14 protein-coding genes, 2 tRNA genes and 1 pseudogene are annotated in these 16,068 nt (G+C 73.3%); 11 read left to right on the forward strand and 6 right to left on the reverse strand.

Features of this window, described 5'->3' with window-relative positions; translation table 11 throughout:
* The first annotated feature begins 55 nt into the window (after positions 1–55).
* Both JYA75_RS18345 and JYA75_RS18350 read left to right on the forward strand, forming a co-directional pair.
* Positions 56–141, forward strand: a tRNA-Leu gene (locus JYA75_RS18345).
* A 225-nt stretch (positions 142–366) separates the two neighbouring features.
* Positions 367–452, forward strand: a tRNA-Leu gene (locus JYA75_RS18350).
* Positions 453–528: 76 nt separating this feature from the next.
* On the opposite strand, the gene JYA75_RS18355 is transcribed toward JYA75_RS18350, so the two are convergent.
* Positions 529–753 carry a PLDc N-terminal domain-containing protein gene (locus tag JYA75_RS18355; protein ID WP_006939339.1) on the reverse strand — a complete coding sequence of 75 codons (225 nt, stop codon included), beginning with the start codon at positions 751–753 and terminating at the stop codon, positions 529–531.
* A 146-nt stretch (positions 754–899) separates the two neighbouring features.
* Between JYA75_RS18355 and JYA75_RS18360 the strand changes: the two genes are divergently transcribed.
* From JYA75_RS18360 to JYA75_RS18385, 6 genes and pseudogenes are all read left to right on the forward strand, one after another.
* Positions 900–2,342, forward strand: coding sequence for an SDR family oxidoreductase (locus JYA75_RS18360; RefSeq protein WP_006939337.1), 1,443 nt, complete (start codon positions 900–902; stop codon positions 2,340–2,342).
* 141 nt (positions 2,343–2,483) lie between these two features.
* Complete coding sequence (locus JYA75_RS18365; RefSeq protein WP_185712751.1) at positions 2,484–2,882, forward strand: universal stress protein; 399 nt, start codon at positions 2,484–2,486, stop codon at positions 2,880–2,882.
* A 47-nt stretch (positions 2,883–2,929) separates the two neighbouring features.
* Positions 2,930–3,316 carry a DUF2784 domain-containing protein gene (locus tag JYA75_RS18370; RefSeq protein WP_006939334.1) on the forward strand — a complete coding sequence of 129 codons (387 nt, stop codon included), beginning with the start codon at positions 2,930–2,932 and terminating at the stop codon, positions 3,314–3,316.
* A 10-nt stretch (positions 3,317–3,326) separates the two neighbouring features.
* Positions 3,327–4,572, forward strand: a pseudogene (locus JYA75_RS18375) (saccharopine dehydrogenase NADP-binding domain-containing protein).
* Between the two features lie 284 nt (positions 4,573–4,856).
* Positions 4,857–5,801: a sulfite exporter TauE/SafE family protein gene (locus tag JYA75_RS18380; protein WP_006939331.1), complete on the forward strand. Its 945-nt coding sequence runs from the start codon at positions 4,857–4,859 to the stop codon at positions 5,799–5,801.
* A gap of 21 nt (positions 5,802–5,822) precedes the next feature.
* Positions 5,823–7,253, forward strand: a complete 1,431-nt coding sequence (locus JYA75_RS18385) for a CoA transferase (RefSeq protein ID WP_029543678.1) — start codon at positions 5,823–5,825, stop codon at positions 7,251–7,253.
* Here the strand turns inward: JYA75_RS18385 and meaB are convergent.
* Genes meaB through mutA form a run of 3 tightly spaced genes read right to left on the reverse strand, consistent with a single transcriptional unit; the run spans position 7,198 to position 12,336 of the window.
* A complete protein-coding gene (gene meaB, locus JYA75_RS18390) occupies positions 7,198–8,217 on the reverse strand; it encodes a methylmalonyl Co-A mutase-associated GTPase MeaB (RefSeq protein WP_006939329.1) in 1,020 nt (339 codons plus the stop codon). The two genes, JYA75_RS18385 and meaB, sit on opposite strands and share 56 nt — an antisense overlap.
* 6 nt (positions 8,218–8,223) lie before the next feature.
* Positions 8,224–10,470, reverse strand: a complete 2,247-nt coding sequence (scpA, locus tag JYA75_RS18395; protein ID WP_185712749.1) for a methylmalonyl-CoA mutase — start codon at positions 10,468–10,470, stop codon at positions 8,224–8,226.
* Positions 10,471–12,336, reverse strand: coding sequence for a methylmalonyl-CoA mutase small subunit (gene mutA / locus JYA75_RS18400; protein ID WP_185712748.1), 1,866 nt, complete (start codon positions 12,334–12,336; stop codon positions 10,471–10,473).
* 224 nt (positions 12,337–12,560) lie between these two features.
* On the opposite strand from mutA, the gene JYA75_RS18405 reads away from it, so the two are divergent.
* Genes JYA75_RS18405 through JYA75_RS18415 form a run of 3 tightly spaced genes read left to right on the forward strand, consistent with a single transcriptional unit; the run spans position 12,561 to position 14,371 of the window.
* Complete coding sequence (locus JYA75_RS18405; protein ID WP_185713472.1) at positions 12,561–13,217, forward strand: TVP38/TMEM64 family protein; 657 nt, start codon at positions 12,561–12,563, stop codon at positions 13,215–13,217.
* A gap of 39 nt (positions 13,218–13,256) precedes the next feature.
* Positions 13,257–13,838 carry a hypothetical protein gene (locus JYA75_RS18410; RefSeq protein WP_185712747.1) on the forward strand — a complete coding sequence of 194 codons (582 nt, stop codon included), beginning with the start codon at positions 13,257–13,259 and terminating at the stop codon, positions 13,836–13,838.
* The gene (locus JYA75_RS18415) at positions 13,835–14,371 is read left to right on the forward strand and encodes a hypothetical protein (protein ID WP_050035231.1); all 537 of its coding nucleotides are present in this window, start codon (positions 13,835–13,837) and stop codon (positions 14,369–14,371) included. Before JYA75_RS18410 ends, JYA75_RS18415 begins: the two co-directional genes overlap by 4 nt.
* Positions 14,372–14,383: 12 nt before the next feature.
* Here the strand turns inward: JYA75_RS18415 and JYA75_RS18420 are convergent, their stop codons facing one another.
* Together JYA75_RS18420 and JYA75_RS18425 are read right to left on the reverse strand one after the other, a co-directional pair.
* Positions 14,384–15,622 (reverse strand): SPFH domain-containing protein, encoded by a 1,239-nt coding sequence (locus tag JYA75_RS18420; protein ID WP_006939305.1) that lies wholly within the window; start codon positions 15,620–15,622, stop codon positions 14,384–14,386.
* On the reverse strand, positions 15,623–16,054 hold the full coding sequence (locus tag JYA75_RS18425) for an NfeD family protein (RefSeq protein ID WP_029543671.1): 432 nt from the start codon (positions 16,052–16,054) through the stop codon (positions 15,623–15,625). It abuts the gene before it with no gap.
* Positions 16,055–16,068 lie beyond the last annotated feature (14 nt).

The following is a 16,068-nucleotide window of genomic DNA, read 5'->3' on the forward strand; positions in this document are numbered from 1 at the left end:
CCGCGACGCGGTGGGTTACTCTTTCACAGCGCCCGCGGAAGTGGGAGCGGAGCAGGTCCGAGTGGCGGAATGGCAGACGCGCTAGCTTGAGGTGCTAGTGTCCTATTAACGGACGTGGGGGTTCAAGTCCCCCCTCGGACACTCTGAGTTGAGACAGACGGCGAAGGCCCCGAACCGATCAGGTTCGGGGCCTTCGCCGTTGCGGCGCCGCGCGGCCGTCCGTCGGGCCCGGCGGCGCGCACCGCCGGAGCGTTCCCCCCCGGACGCCGGGGCGGCCGGACGCGGGCCGCTGACCAGCGGATTGGGACCGCGCGCCCGGGTGGGTTACGCTGAAACGGCACCCGCGGGAGCGGGGAGCATCAGCATGTCCGAGTGGCGGAATGGCAGACGCGCTAGCTTGAGGTGCTAGTGTCCTATTAACGGACGTGGGGGTTCAAGTCCCCCCTCGGACACTCCGAGTCGAGACAGACGGCGAAGGCCCCGAACCGATCAGGTTCGGGGCCTTCGCCGTTGCGGCGCCGGAGCCGCTCAGCCGATCCGGCCGCGGCGGAAGTACGCGATCGGACCGATCCAGTTCACGGCGATCATCGCAGCCCACTTCGCCTTGCTGCCCGCGACCTTGTCCGCCGGGCGCCGCGCCAGATCGATCCATGCCGTCGCCGCGAGCGAGAGCTGCACGCAGGCGAGCGTGAGAACGAGCGTCTGCTGCCACGGGGACAGGTCGCGGAACTTCGGGCGGCGCCGTGCGGTCATCGTCGTCTCCTGGGGTCGGGGATCCTTCCGGCCCGAGCCTGCCAGGTTTCGGGCGCCGTGGGCAGGGCCACAGGTCCCGCGGGGTCGGCCCCGCGCGCACCGCCGGATACCATCGGTCGGTACCGCACCACACGACGAACAGGCCCATGACTTCGCACACCGACGCGTCGGGCATCGACCCGGCCGACCTCGCCACCTGCCTCCGCGTCCTGTCCCTCGTGGACGAGCTCGACGCCGACCATCCGGATTCGGTGACGGTGCAGCGCGCCGTCGGGAGCATGTTCAAAAAGCTCAAGCAGTTGCGCCGCAACGAGACCCGCCGGGCCAAGGTCGCCGCGGACCGGCAGGTGCTCGCGGCGACGGCGACCGGATCGCCCACCCGCATCGACGACGAGACAGCCGGGATCGCGCTGAGCTCGAACGCACCGGGGGCGAGCGCGGGCACCCTGATCCGGCCGCGGGGCTGCTACGTGTGCAAGGACAAGTACACCCGGGTCGATGCGTTCTACCACCAGCTGTGTCCGCGCTGCGCTGCGGAGAACCACGCGAAACGGGACGCCCGTACCGATCTGACGGGACGGCGGGCGCTGCTCACCGGCGGCCGCGCCAAGATCGGCATGTACATCGCGTTGCGGCTGCTGCGGGACGGCGCCCACCTGACGATCACGACCCGCTTCCCGAACGACGCGATCCGCCGCTTCGCCGCCATGGACGACAGCCCCGACTGGCTGCACCGGCTGCGGATCGTCGGCATCGACCTGCGCGACCCCGCCCAGGTCGTGGCGCTCGCGGACGACGTGGCCGCGCAGGGCCCGCTGGACATCCTCGTCAACAACGCCGCGCAGACCGTGCGCCGCTCCCCCGGCGCGTACTCCGCCCTCGCCGAGTCCGAGTCCGGCCCGTTGCCGGCGGGTCCGTTGCCGGAGGTGCTCACCTTCGGCAAACCCTCGGACGCCCATCCGGCCGCGCTGGCCGGGTCGCTGCCGTCCGAGCTGACCGCCGAGTCGCTCACCTCGCTCGCGCTGGTCGCCGGGTCGGCGACTCCCGCACGGATCGCCGCCGGGGTCGCGGTCGACGCCGGCGGCCTGCTGCCCGACCTGGTGCACACCAACAGCTGGGTGCAGACGGTCGGCGAGGTCGAGCCGCTCGAACTGCTCGAGGTGCAGTTGTGCAACTCCGTGGCCCCGTTCATCCTGGTCAATCGCCTGCGACCGGCCCTGGCGGCGTCCCCGGCCCGCCGCACGTACGTGGTGAACGTCTCGGCGATGGAGGGGCAGTTCGGCGGGCGCCGGTACAAGGGCGCCGGGCACCCGCACACCAACATGGCCAAGGCCGCGCTGAACATGCTCACCCGCACCAGCGCCGAGGACCTGCGCGCCGACGGGATCCTCATGACCGCCGTCGACACCGGCTGGATCACCGACGAACGGCCCCACCACACGAAGCTGCGCCTGGCCGACGAGGGCTTCCACGCCCCGCTCGACCTCGTCGACGGGGCGGCCCGCGTGTACGACCCGATCGTGCAGGGCGAGGCCGGGGTGGACCTGTACGGCTGCTTCCTCAAGGACTACCGCCCGGCCCCGTGGTGAGCGCGCCGGCACCCGGCAGCTGAGATCCATCCGACACGTCCCCGCAGGTGGAGACCAGTTCCACACCGCCGGGAGCGGCCAGGGAGACCCCCGGACGGGGATACTGGAAGGCACACGTCACCGCCGCCCCCGGAGGACCCCATGCCCGTTGCCGTAGTCCACGCCGCGACCCCGGAAGGACATGCCGCGCTCACCACGGCCGCCCGCGAGGCCGCACACAGCGACGGCACGACCCTCGTGCTCGTCGCGGTCGACGACGACGGCCCGTCCGGGCAGCGGGAACTCGAGTCGGTCCGCACGGACGTCACCGCCACCCTCGGCGCCGACGGGTGGGAGCTGCGGACGGCGGTGCACGACGGGGACCCGGTCGGCGCCCTCGTCGACCTGGTGGAGCGGTCCGGCGCGGAACGTCTCGTGGTGGGCACCCGCGACCGCAACGCGCTCGGCAAGTTCCTGCTGGAACGACGCCTGCAGCGGCTGCTGCTCGAGGTGCCGGTGCCCGTCCTCGTCGTCAAGGGCACCGACGCGGACGCAGGATAGAAGCCCGGAACTGCCGCTCCCCCGCCCGATCCGGATAGGCTGGCGGCATGGCGTACCGGCTGTTGGCCGACGTCACCGTGGTCGTGCACCTGGCCTTCCTGCTGTATGTGACGTTCGGCGGTTTCCTGGCGTGGCGGTGGCCCCGCACGCTGGTGCTGCACGTCGTGGCGGTGGTGTGGGGGTTCGCCACCGTCCTCGTCGGGTTCGACTGCCCGCTGACCGATCTGGAGAACTGGGCGCGGCGCCGCGCCGGGATCGCCGGCCTGCCGCCGAGCGGGTTCATCGACCACTACCTGACCGGGGTGATCTACCCGGAATCGGCGGTGGGGCTCGTGCGGGCCGCGGTGGCGGTGACGATCGTGGTGTCCTGGCTCGGCTGGTGGCTGCGGCGCCGTCGTGTGAGCCGCGTCGCATCCCGACTTACCCGGCAGTAGGGTGTGGCGCATGACTGCCTCCCGCGATCTCGACATCGTCGTCTACGGCGCCACCGGCTTCGTCGGCCGGCTCACCGCCGCCTACCTCGCCGAGCACGCCCCCGAAGGGGTGCGCATCGCGCTCGCCGGCCGCTCCGCCGAGCGCCTCGAACGGATCCGCACCGGGCTGGGCGCCGCCGCGGCGGCCTGGCCGGTGCTCGCGGCGGACGCCGGCGACCCGCAGTCGCTCGCCGCCCTCGCCGCCCGGACCCGCGTGGTGGTCACGACGGTCGGGCCCTACGCCAAGTACGGGCTGCCGCTGGTGCAGGCCTGTGCCGAGGCGGGCACCGACTACGTCGATCTCACCGGCGAGGTGCTGTTCCACCGCGAGAGCATCGACCGGTTCGACGACGTGGCCCGCCGCACCGGCGCCCGCATCGTCCATTCCTGCGGATTCGACTCGATCCCCTCCGACCTCGGCGTGCACGCGCTGCACCGGGCCGTACAGGCCGACGGCGCCGGCGACCTGACCGACACGACCCTGGTGGTGCGTGCGATGCGGGGCGGCGTCAGCGGCGGCACGATCGACTCGATGCGCACCCAGGTGGACGTGGTGCGCCGGGACGCCGAGGCCCGCAAGGTCGCCCTCGCCCCGTACTCGCTGTCGCCGGACCGGTCCCGCGAGCCGGACCTCGGGCGGCAGAACGACCTGGCGACCGTCGACGGGAAGTCCGTCGCCCCCGAGCTGTCCGGCCGGCTCGCACCGTTCTTCATGGGCCCCTACAACACGCGGGTGGTGCGCCGCAGCAACGCGCTCACCGGCTGGACGTACGGGCCGCGGTTCCGCTACCGGGAGGTGATGAACGTCGGCTCGTCGCGGTTGTCGCCCCTTGTGGCGACCGGTGTCGCGGCCGGCTTCGGGGCGCTGGTGGCGGGCCTGGCGTTCCCCCCCGACCCGGTTCCTGCTCGACAAGGTGCTGCCCGCGCCCGGGCAGGGCCCGTCCGAGTCGGCGCGCGAACGCGGCTTCTTCACCATCGACCTGTACACCACGACGAGCACCGGCGCCCGCTACACCGCCCGCGTCGCCGCCCAGGGCGATCCCGGGTACAAGGCGACCGCGGTGATGCTCGGCGAGTCGGCGCTGTCGCTGATCCTCGGCGGCGACCGTCTCCACGCGGGCGGCGGGGTGCTCACCCCCGCGACGGCCTTCGGGGACGTGCTCACCGACCGGTTGCGCGCCGCCGGATTCGAGATCACGGCCCGGCGCCTGCCGTGACCGGCCGCGGCGGCATCCCCGGGCGCGACACGCCGCCCGAAGATGCCGCCGCCGCGCACGACCGGCTATGCTCGGACGGATCGTCGCGAGCGCGGCGGACAGCAGACCGGCGAAGGGACACGAACGTGCAGGCGACGAGCATCGCGGCGGCTCCGGCCACCCTGCTCGCGTTGATGGCGTTCTGGCCCACCCGACGGGGCGCGTGCTTCGACCAGGAGTGTTGCTGAGCGGCGTCCGCCGCCCACCCTCCCCCGGTTCGCTCCTTCGTGGTCGGAGTCTTCTGCATGTTCGCTCTCCTGGTGTTCACGCTCGTCGGTATCGGCGCACAGCTCGTCGACGGTGCCCTCGGCATGGCCTTCGGTGTCACCGCCACCACCCTCCTGATCTTCAGCGGGATCGGCCCCGCACACGCCAGCGCCGCCGTGCACCTCGCGGAGGTCGGCACCACCCTCGTCTCCGGCGCCTCGCACTGGCGGTTCCGGAACGTGGACTGGGGGGTGGTCGCGAAGCTGGGCGTGCCCGGCGCGGTCGGCGCATTCCTCGGCGCCACCGTGCTCTCCAGCCTGTCCACCGAGGCCGCGATTCCGGTGACATCGACGATCCTGCTGGCCATCGGTGTCTATGTGGCGCTGCGGTTCTCCGTCCGGCCGCCCGCCGTCGCGCACGCCCGCACCTCGCCGCACTCGGCGAGGTTCCTGTCTCCGCTGGGCCTGTTCGGCGGGTTCATCGACGCCAGCGGCGGCGGTGGATGGGGGCCGATCACCACGAGCACCCTGCTCTCCCGCGGCAAGACGGCCCCGCGGACGGTGATCGGCTCGGTCAGCGCCTCCGAGTTCCTCGTCGCGCTCGCCGCCAGCATCGGCTTCCTCGTCGGTCTCGGCCGGGAATCGCTCGGCAACCTCCTCGTCGTGGCCGGTCTCGCCCTGGGCGGGGCGATCGCCGCGCCGATCGCGGCATGGCTGGTCAGCCGGGTGCCGGCCACCCTGCTCGGCACCGCCGTCGGCGGCGTCATCGTGCTGACCAACGCGCAGAAGCTGTTCACGGCGTTCGAGATCTCCGGCACGGCCTCCACCCTGCTGTACCTGCTGATCGTGGCCGGATGGATCGCGCTGCTCACGGTCTCGTGGCGCCGCTCCCGGCTCACCCGCGCCGAATCCGCCGGTGCGCTCGAACGCCTCGAGCCGGCCCGCCCCGAACTGCGCGAGCCGGCCGCGGACCGCACGAGCTGAACCTCGCTCTAGGCTCGGCGCATGACGCGCCCCCTCGCCCTGCTCGACGACTACAGCGCCGCCCTCGCCGACGCCGGCCTCGACGTCCCGGCCGACCCGGCCACCGGCATCCGCTGCGCCCCGGCCGGGCACTTCCTCGCCGCCCGGCTGCCGGTGGGCGACCTCGCCACGGGGGCCGTGGCGGCCTTCGCGTCGGCCGCCGACCGATACCGCCACACCCGCGGACTCGAGCCGCAGGGGGCGCGGCTCGACCCGGAGCGCATCGCCGCCTCGTTCGCCGGGGACCGGATGCTGCGCCTGGCCGGCCGGCCCGTTCACGGGTTCGCGGCACTGTCCGGGTTCTTCGCCGCCGCCGACGGGTGGGTGCGCACCCACGCCAACTACCCGCACCACCGCGTGCGTCTGCTCCGCGCACTCGACCTGCCGGACGGTGCGGGCCGGGACGACTGCGCCGCCCGGATCCGGCAGCTGCCCGCCGCGGCGGTCGAGGACGCGGCCGCCGCGCACGACGCGATCGCGGTGCGGGTGCGCACCGAGCACGAGTGGGCCACGAGCGCGCAGGGCCGGGGCGCGGCGGCGGGCCCGCTGGTACGGATCCTCGCCCGGTCCGACAGTGCCGGCGAGACCCGGCCGGGCGGCGATCCGGCGCGGCCACTGACCGGGATCCGGGTGCTGGATCTGACCCGGGTGATCGCCGGCCCCGTCGCCGCCCGGGCGCTGGCCATGCTGGGGGCGGACGTGCTGCGGGTGGATCCGCCCGCGCTGCCCGAGATCGCCTGGCAGCACGCCGAGAACGGGCAGGGCAAGCGCACCGCGCTGCTGGACCTGCGCACCGCCCGCGGCCGGGAGACGTGCCGCCGCCTGCTCGCCGACGCCGACGTGCTGCTCACCGGCTACCGGCCCGGGGCGCTCGACGCGCTGATCGGCGCACCCGTGCACCAGGCCCGGCCGGGCGTGGTGCACGGCCGGGTGTGCGCGTGGGGATGGTCCGGGCCGTGGGCGCCCCGTCGCGGCTTCGACTCGATCGTGCAGGCCGCCTCCGGGATCGCCGTCGTCGAGGGCCGCCCGGACGCGCCGGGAGTGCTCCCGGTGCAGGCTCTCGACCACGCGAGCGGCTACCTGCTCGCGGCCGGGGTGCTCGACGCGCTCACCGCGCGGCTCCGGGACGGGCGGGGCCGCGACGCAGCGGTCGCGCTGGCCCGCACCGGGGCGTGGCTGCTGCAGGCGCCCGGCCGCAACCCGCACCCGGCGACGCCGGCGAGCCCCGGCGCGGGCACCGTGGCCACGCACGCGGCGGTGACCGCGGCCCGGCCCGCGCTCGCCGAGTATCCGGACTATCCGTTCCCGGCCCGCGCGTGGGGCGCCGATCCGGCGGCCTGGGCCCCGGCTCCGGTGTCTAGGGTGCGGCGTCGAACGCGTCGAGGATCTGCTGGGCGGCCAGGGCTGCCGTGAGGGAGCCGTCGCGCACGGCGCGTTCGACATCGCCGCGGAGCGCACGCACCCGCGGGTTGGTCTCGAGCCGGCGCAGCAGCTGGTCGTGCACCATGGTCCAGGTCCAGTCCACCAGCTGGCGGCGCCGGTTCTCCTCGAACAGGCCCGCCTCGGTGAGCACCCGGCGGTGTTCGAGGACGGTGTCCCAGAACGTGTCCAGGCCGGCGCCCTCCAGGCCGCTCATGGTGATCACCGGGGGTTTCCACACCGCGTCGTGCGGGTGCACGAGCCGCAGCGCGCCGGCGAGTTCCCGGGCCGCCACCCGCGCGTCGCGTTCGAACGGCCCGTCGGCCTTGTTCACCGCGACGAGGTCGGCGAGTTCGAGGACGCCCTTCTTGATGCCCTGCAGCTGGTCGCCGGTGCGGGCGAGGGTCAGGAAGGTGAAGCAGTCCACCATGTTCGCGACGGTGACCTCGGACTGCCCGACGCCGACGGTCTCGACGAGGATCACGTCGAATCCGGCGGCCTCGAGCAGCACCATCGTCTCGCGGGTGGCCTTGGCGACGCCGCCGAGGGTGCCGGCCGTGGGGGACGGCCGGATGTAGGCGTCGCGCTGCACCGACAACCGGGCCATGCGCGTCTTGTCGCCGAGGATGGAGCCGCCGGTGCGGGTCGACGACGGGTCCACCGCGAGCACCGCCACCCGGTGGCCCTTGCCGAGCAGGTACATGCCCAACGCGTCGATGAAGGTGGACTTGCCGACGCCGGGGACGCCGGTGATGCCCACGCGCATCGCTCCGCCCGCCTCCGGGAGCAGGCGCAGCAGCAGCTGTTGTGCCTGCTCCCGGTGGTCGTCCCGGGTGGATTCGACCAGGGTGATCGCCTTCGCCAGGCCGGCCCGCCGGTTGGCGAGCACGGCCTCGGCGAGGGCGTCGACGTCGACCGCGGGCCGACGGGTGGGACTGCCGACCGGGGTGCTGCCCATGCCGGGTCAGGCTCCCAGGTCGTGACCGAGCTGGTCGGCGAGCTTGTGCAGCAGGCCCACCGCGGCGTCCGCGATGACGGTGCCGGGCGGGAAGATCGCCGCGGCCCCGGCCTGGTACAGCTCGTCGAAGTCGCCGGGCGGGATGACGCCGCCGACGACGATCATGATGTCCGGGCGGCCCACCTCGGCGAGGGCCTCCCGCAGCGCGGGCACCAGGGTCAGGTGTCCCGCGGCCAACGACGACACGCCGATGACGTGCACGTCGTTGTCGGCCGCCTGGTTCGCGACCTCCTCGGGGGTCTGGAACAGCGGTCCCACGTCGACGTCGAAGCCGAGGTCGGCGAAGGCCGTGGCGATCACCTTCTGCCCGCGGTCGTGACCGTCCTGCCCCATCTTCGCGACGAGGATGCGCGGCCGGCGGCCCTCCTCCTCGGCGAACTTCTCGACGAGTTCGGTTGCGGTGCTGATGTTGCCTGCCTTTCCGGCCTCGTCCCGGTAGACCCCGCTGATGGTGCGGATCTCGGCCTGGTGCCGTCCGTACACCTTCTCGAGGGCGTCGGAGATCTCGCCGACGGTGGCCTTGGCGCGGGCCGCGTCGATGGCCAGGGCCAGCAGGTTGTGGTCCGGGCCGCCGCCGGCCGAGCCGGCGGCGCGGGTCAGCGCGTCCAGCGCGACCTGCACGGCCTCGGGATCACGGTCGGCGCGCAACTGCTCGAGCTTGGCGATCTGCTCGGCCCGCACGCGGGAGTTCTCGACCTTGAGGACCTCGATTTCGTGGTCCTCGGTGACCTGATACTTGTTGACGCCGATCACCGGCTGGCGGCCGGAGTCGATCCGCGCCTGGGTGCGGGCCGCGGCCTCCTCGATGCGCAGCTTCGGGATGCCCTCGGAGATGGCCTGGGCCATGCCGCCGGCCTCCTCGACCTCCGCGATGTGCTTGCGGGCGCGGTTGGCGAGCTCATGGGTGAGCCATTCGAGGTAGTACGAGCCGCCCCACGGGTCGATCGGCCGGGTGGTGCCCGATTCCTGCTGCAGCAGCAGCTGGGTGTTGCGGGCGATGCGGGCGGAGAAGTCGGTCGGCAGTGCCAGCGCCTCGTCGAGGGCGTTGGTGTGCAGCGACTGGGTGTGGCCCTGGGTCGCGGCCATCGCCTCGATGCAGGTGCGGGCGACGTTGTTGAACACGTCCTGCGCGGTGAGCGACCAGCCGGAGGTCTGCGAGTGGGTGCGCAGCGACTTGGACTTGGCCGACTTCGGGTGGAACTTCTCGACGAGCTCGGCCCACAGCAGACGGCCGGCCCGCATCTTGGCGATCTCCATGTAGAAGTTCATCCCGATGGCCCAGAAGAAGGACAGGCGCGGGGCGAACTTGTCGATCTCCATGCCCGCGTCGAGGCCGGCGCGGAGGTACTCGACGCCGTCGGCGAGGGTGTAGGCCAGCTCGAGGTCGGCGGTCGCACCGGCCTCCTGGATGTGGTAGCCGGAGATCGAGATGGAGTTGAAGCGCGGCATGTTCGCGCTGGTGTAGGCGAAGATGTCGGAGATGATCCGCATCGACGGCTTGGGCGGATAGATGTAGGTGTTGCGGACCATGAACTCCTTCAGAATGTCGTTCTGAATGGTTCCGGCCAGCTGCTCGGGCTTGACGCCCTGCTCCTCCGCGGCGACGACGTACAGCGCCAGGATCGGCAGGACGGCGCCGTTCATGGTCATCGACACCGACACCTGCGACAGGTCGATGCCGTCGAACAGCTGCCGCATGTCGAGGATCGAGTCGATCGCGACGCCGGCCATGCCGACATCGCCCTGCACGCGGGGATGATCGGAGTCGTAGCCGCGGTGGGTGGCCAGGTCGAACGCCACCGACAGGCCCTTCTGCCCGGCCGCGAGGTTGCGCCGGTAGAAGGCGTTGGACTCGGCGGCCGTGGAGAAGCCCGCGTACTGGCGGATGGTCCACGGCTGGTTGACGTACATCGTCGGGTACGGGCCGCGCACGAACGGCTCGAGGCCCGGGTAGCTGCCCAGCGGGTAGCCCTCGGCGACGATCCGGTCGCGGTCGGCCTTGGTGTAGACGGGCTTGACGTCGATGCCCTCGGGCGTGGACCACACCACCTGATCGGTCGTGTAGTGGTTGGCGGCGGCGACCGATTCGACGAGCGCCGTGGCCTGCTCCTCGGTGGGGGCGGCGGGAGCCGGCGCCGCCGGATCCGTCAGCGGGACGTCGGCGAAGCTGCCGATCTCGTGTTCGATGCTCACTTACGCTCCCAGGGTGGTCAGCAGGTCGGTCAGCGCGGCGATCGCGTCGATCTTGGCGGTGAGGAACCCGTCCGGGCGCTCGGCGCCGGTGGTCTCGCTCACGGCCCTCTCCGGCCCGGCCAGCAGGACGGTACCGATCCCGGCGCCGCGGAGCGCGGTGACCGCGGCGGCGGCCTGTTCGCCGTAGCGCTTGTCGGTGCCGCACACGACGGCGACGGTGGCGCCCGAGTCGCGGACGGCGGCGGCGATGCTGTCGTCGTCGACGGACAGCGGGCCGGGGTTGACCGTCTCGATGCCGCCGGAGGCGAGCAGGTTCGCGGCGAACGTCGTGCGGATGTTGTGCTCGGCGATCGGGCCGAGCGGGGCGAGCAGCGCCCTGGGCCGGGTGCCGTGCGCGGCGAGATGGACGTCGGAGCGGTTGCGCAGCGCCTCGAACGCCGCGGCGTACCGGGCGACATCGGCGCCGGCGTCGGCGGTCTCCGCGGGCAGCGGGGCCTCGGCGAGGTTCGGGAACTCGTTGACGCCGGTCACCGCGGTCCGGCGGTGGGCGATGTCGGAGTCCCGGCGGGCGCGGGTGGCGGCGATGCGCTCGCCGATCAGGCCGTCGTCGAGGGCGGCGCGGTAGCCGCCGGCCGCCTCGATCTGCTGGAAGAACTCCCACGCCTTGGCCGCGATCTGCGCCGTGAGTTCCTCGACGTACCAGGACCCGGCGGCCGGGTCGAGGACGCGGCCGAGGTTGGATTCCTCGAGCAGCAGCAGCTGGGTGTTGCGGGCGATGCGCGCGGAGAAGGCCTCCGACACGCCGAGCGCACCGGTCGGCAGGGCGGTGTCGAACGGGAGCACGGTGACCGCGTCCGCACCGCCGATGCCGGCGCCGAACGCGGCGAGGGTGGTGCGCAGCATGTTCACCCAGGGGTCGCGCTGGGTCATCATCGCGGCGGAGGTGACGGCGTGCTGGGGGGCGTGGCCGGCGTCGGCGGCGCCCACGACCTGCGCGATGCGGGCCCACAGCTGCCGGCCGGCGCGGAACTTTGCGATGGTCTGGAACTGGTCGTCGGTGGCGGCGAGCCGGAACTCGATCTGGCCGAGCGCACGGGCCGCGGACTGGCGGCTGCCGGTCAGCTCGCGCAGGTACTCGAGGCCGGCGGCGACGGCGGCCCCGAGTTCCTCGGCGTCGGCGGCCCCGGCGTTGTGGAACGCGGTGCCGTCGACGGTGAGGGCCCGCACGGTCTCGGCGCGGTCCGCGGCGGCGTGGGCGAGTTCGACGGCCTGGGCGACGGTGACGTCGGCCCGACCCGAGAACGCGCTGGTCAGCGGCGCGGCACCGAGGTGCAGGCGCACGGCACCGCGGTCGGCGACGTCGGTGCGCGCATCGAGCAGGGCGTAGAGGGCGGCCGCCGCGGCGGCGGTGTCGGCGCCGGCGTCGAGGGTGACCGGCGCGAGGTCGAACAGGACCTTGTCGAGCGCGGCGGGCAGGTCGGCGATCGCGATGCCGTCCGCGCCGACGCGCAGCCACAGGGCGCTGACGCCGTTCTCGAGGGCATCGAGGATGCGCTCGTTCACGTCACCGGCGGTGTCGCCGAAGCGGGCGCTGACGAGCCAGCCGGTGTTGACGTCGCGGGTCGCGGAACCGCCGCGGACGAACGGGAAGGAGCCGGGCAACGGCGCCTCGGGACGCTCGTCGCGCACGCCGTAGAGGGGGGCGACGGCGACGTCGTCGTAGGTGGTGGTCGCGAGCAGCCGCTGCGGTTCCGGTCCGAGCTCCGCGGGGTCGACGCGGCGGGACTTGGCCAGCACCCCCGCCACCGCCTCCTGCCACTGCGCATAGGCGCGCGCAGCGTCCTCGGCTTCTGAAGCTAATGACACGTGAGGGTCCTCTCGTACGCAGCGGGCGGGCTCGCCGAACACGGCCGTGGGAAACCTTAAACCGATTCCGATGTGATGCTAGCCGCATACACGCCGGCCCTATTGTGGGGATCACCACAGTTTCCCTAGCGATCGATAATGTCGTCGCCTAAGGAATCTACCGCGTGCCGAGGCAACCGCTCGTCCGGCCCCCGGCCCCGGTATCGTGACCGTTCGTGACGAGGATGCTGCGGGACCGCCGGATCCTCGGTGCCCTCGCCGTACTGGCCGCGCTCGCGGTCGTCGCGGTGCTGCTCCCCCACCCGTCCGTCGCCGAGGTGCGTGCGTGGGCCGAGTCGGCCGGGCCGCTCTTCCCGCTGCTGTTCTTCCTGATCCACGCGGTGGTGACCGTGGCCCCGTTCCCGCGGACGGTGTTCACCCTCAGCGCCGGGGTGCTGTTCGGGTCGGCCACCGGGATCGCGGTGACCGTCGCCGCCACGACCGTCAGCGCCGTGCTGGCGCTGCTGCTGGTGCGCGCGATCGGCCGCGGCGTGGTCGAGGCCCACCTGAATCATCCGACGGCGCAGGCGGTCGACGAGCGGCTGGCCCGCCGGGGCTGGCTCGCGGTGGGGTCGCTGCGGCTGATCGCGCCGCTGCCGTTCGCGGTGGTCAACTACTGCTGCGGGGTCTCGTCGGTGCGGCTGGTCCCGTACACGCTGGGCACGGTCGCCGGCATCCTGCCGGGCACGGTGGGCGTGGTGTTGCTCGGCGACGCCCTGACGGGACGGACCGATCCCGCATTGCTGGCGGTCTCGGCGGTGTGCATCGCTCTCGGCGCGTCGGGACTGTGGCTCGAGTCGCGCCTCCCGGCGCCCGCCCCGCGCCCGACCGGTCAAGTCTGAAACCTTGATTTTCCATATTCAAGTCTGCATCCTTGAGCCATGTTCGTGTTGACCGTCGACCAGCGCGGCAGCCGTCGCGACGTCGACCGGGTCGCGGACCTGCTCACCGAGCTGCGCGACGCCCAGCTGCTGCGCCCGTTCGAACGCACCGCCGGCGACGAGGTCCAGGCCGTCGCCGACGACCCGGCCGTCGTCGTCGATCTCGCACTCGACCTCGTCCGCCGCGGCTGCTGGAGCGTCGGCATCGGCGCCGGCGCCGTCGAGCAGCCCCTGCCGGCGCAGACCCGCGCCGGCCGGGGACCGGCGTTCGAGCATGCCCGCCGCGCCGTCGACCGCGCCAAGAACGCCCCCGCGCGGGTCGCCGTGGAGGGCTCGGACGCCGCCGCGGCCGCCGACGCGGATGCCGCCCTCACCCTGGTGGCGCTGCTGGTGACCCGCCGGTCCGACGCCGGGCACGAGGCCGTCGACCTCGTCCGGGGCGGGCTGACGCAGGCCGAGGCCGCCGCGCGGCTCGGCATCAGCACCCAGGCGGTGTCGCAGCGCCTGGCCGCCGCCGGCTGGCAGGCCGAACCGGCCGGGCGCGACCTCGCCCGCCGCCTCCTGGAAAGGGCCGACCGTTGACCGTCGTCACCCTGGTTCTGCTCGCCGTCGCCGCGCTGGCTCCGGCCCTGAGCCTGCGCCGCGGCGCACCGGTGTGGCTCGTCGCCGGGCTCGCTACGGCGGCGCTCGCCGGCGCCGCCCTCACCGCGACGGCCACGCCCGCCGTGCACGGCGTCGCCCTCGCCGCGACCCTGGTGCTCACGACCCTGGCGGCGGTCACCGGGGGCGCCCCCGCCGTGCTGGCCTCGTTCCGCATCGCCCGCCGCCAGCCCGACGCGGGACCGACCCCCTCCCCGTCGCCGGCCGGCCCCGAACCGCCGCCCGGGCCGCTGCGCGGCGGGCGGGTGATCGGCCTGCTCGAGCGGGCGGCGGTCGCCGCCGCGATCCTGTCCGGCTGGCCGGAGGGCATCGCCGTCGTGCTGGCCGTCAAGGGCCTGGCCCGCTACCCCGAACTGCGCGAACCCCAGGCCTCCGAGCAGTTCATCATCGGCACCTTCACCAGCGTGCTGTGGGCGATCGCGGTGTGCGGGGTCGGGCGGGGCCTGCTCACCTGAGCGGCCCTCCGGTCACCGGGGTTCGCCGTGCCGCTGCCCCGGCTGCGGCTGCACCCATCCGCCCGTGATCGGCTCCGACGGCGGCAACGCCGTCGCGGGGGACGCGGCCGGCTCCCCGCCCCGGCGTTCGGCGCCGGTCGGGTTGTGCAGCGCCGGATCGACCGGCTTGCGGGCGACGGCCTCGGCGGCGGCGACGGCCTGCGCGACCTCCGGGTCGCGCGCGGTGGAGAACCAGTCGGCCACCTCGTCGGTGTCGTCCTCCGGCCGCGGGAGCCTCTCGTCGACCGGGCTCGGCTCGAACCGGAACACCCCGTCCTCGCCCGGCGCACCGAGGTGCCGGGCGAAGCCCTTGAGGGCGTCCCCGAAATCGCTCGGCACCATCCACACCTTGTTCGCGTCGCCCTGCGCCATCTGCGGCAGCGTCTGCAGGTACTGGTACGCGAGCAACTCGGGCGTCGGCCGACCGGACTTGATCGCCGCGAACACCTTCTCGATGGCCTTCGCCTGGCCCTGCGCCTCGAGGTACTTCGCGGCGCGGTCACCCTGGGCGCGCAGGATCCGCGACTGGCGATCGGCCTCCGCCTCGAGGATGGCCGCCTGCTTGGCGCCCTCGGCCGACAGGATCCGGGACTGCTTGTCGCCCTCGGCGGTCTTGATCGCCGACTCCCGGTGCCCCTCGGCGGTGAGGATCATCGCCCGCTTCTCCCGGTCCGCCTTCATCTGCTTCTCCATCGACTCCTGGATCGACGGGGGCGGATCGATGCTCTTGAGCTCCACCCGGGCCACGCGCAGTCCCCAGCGGCCGGTCGCCTCGTCGAGCACGCCGCGCAGCTGCCCGTTGATCGAATCGCGGGACGTCAGCGTCTCCTCCAGGGTCATGCCGCCGACCACGTTGCGCAGCGTGGTCACCGTCAGCTGCTCCACCGCCGCGATGTAGTTGCTGATCTCGTACACGGCGGCCTGCGGATTCGTCACCTGGAAGTACACGACCGTGTCGATGCTCAGGGTGAGGTTGTCCTGGGTGATCACCGGCTGCGGCGGGAACGAGACCACCCGCTCGCGCAGGTCCACCTTGGCGCGGATCCGGTCGACGAACGGCACCAGGAACGTCAGCTGTCCCGACACGGTCCGGTAGTAGCGGCCGAGCCGCTCGATCACCGCGGCCTCGGCCTGCGGCACCAGCGCCACCGATTTGACGACCACCAGCGCCACGAACGCCACGACGACGGCGAGCACGATCAGCGCTTCCATCTACGGCCCCTTCCACACGACGGCCGTCGCGCCGTCGATCTGCATCACGGTCACGGTCGTGCCGGGCGGATACACCTCGGTGACGTCCAGCGGACGCGCGGTCCACACCTCACCGTCCAGCTTCACCTGCCCGGAGTGCGCGGCCACCTCCTCGAGCACCAGTGCCTGCTTGCCCGGCAGGGCGTCCACGTTCGTCGCCTTCGCCGGCGGCAGGGCGTAGCGCCGGCGCAGCACCGGCCGCACCCCGCCCAGCAGCACCAGCGACGACACCGCGAACACCACCGCGTCGGCCCACACCGGCAGATCCGTCGCGGCGGACACCCCGGCGGTGGCCAGGGCCGCGCCGCCGAGCATCAGCAGGACGAAATCACCCGTCAGCGCCTCCGCGGCGGCGAGCACCAGCCCGGCGATCAGCCATATCAATGCCGACACGACGCCATCCAACC

This window comes from Rhodococcus sp. PSBB066, assembly GCF_017068255.1.
GTDB classification, from domain to species: Bacteria; Actinomycetota; Actinomycetes; order Mycobacteriales; family Mycobacteriaceae; genus Rhodococcus; species Rhodococcus aetherivorans.

Coding starts and splice junctions, on each gene's coding strand:
- JYA75_RS18360 (WP_006939337.1), top strand. CDS start 900: ATGACTTCGCACACCGACGCGTCGGGCATCGACCCGGCCGACCTCGCC.
- JYA75_RS18365 (WP_185712751.1), top strand. CDS start 2,484: ATGCCCGTTGCCGTAGTCCACGCCGCGACCCCGGAAGGACATGCCGCG.
- JYA75_RS18420 (WP_006939305.1), bottom strand. CDS start 15,622: ATGGAAGCGCTGATCGTGCTCGCCGTCGTCGTGGCGTTCGTGGCGCTG.
- JYA75_RS18355 (WP_006939339.1), bottom strand. CDS start 753: ATGACCGCACGGCGCCGCCCGAAGTTCCGCGACCTGTCCCCGTGGCAG.
- JYA75_RS18370 (WP_006939334.1), top strand. CDS start 2,930: ATGGCGTACCGGCTGTTGGCCGACGTCACCGTGGTCGTGCACCTGGCC.
- JYA75_RS18405 (WP_185713472.1), top strand. CDS start 12,561: ATGCTGCGGGACCGCCGGATCCTCGGTGCCCTCGCCGTACTGGCCGCG.
- JYA75_RS18380 (WP_006939331.1), top strand. CDS start 4,857: ATGTTCGCTCTCCTGGTGTTCACGCTCGTCGGTATCGGCGCACAGCTC.
- JYA75_RS18385 (WP_029543678.1), top strand. CDS start 5,823: ATGACGCGCCCCCTCGCCCTGCTCGACGACTACAGCGCCGCCCTCGCC.
- meaB (WP_006939329.1), bottom strand. CDS start 8,217: ATGGGCAGCACCCCGGTCGGCAGTCCCACCCGTCGGCCCGCGGTCGAC.
- JYA75_RS18410 (WP_185712747.1), top strand. CDS start 13,257: ATGTTCGTGTTGACCGTCGACCAGCGCGGCAGCCGTCGCGACGTCGAC.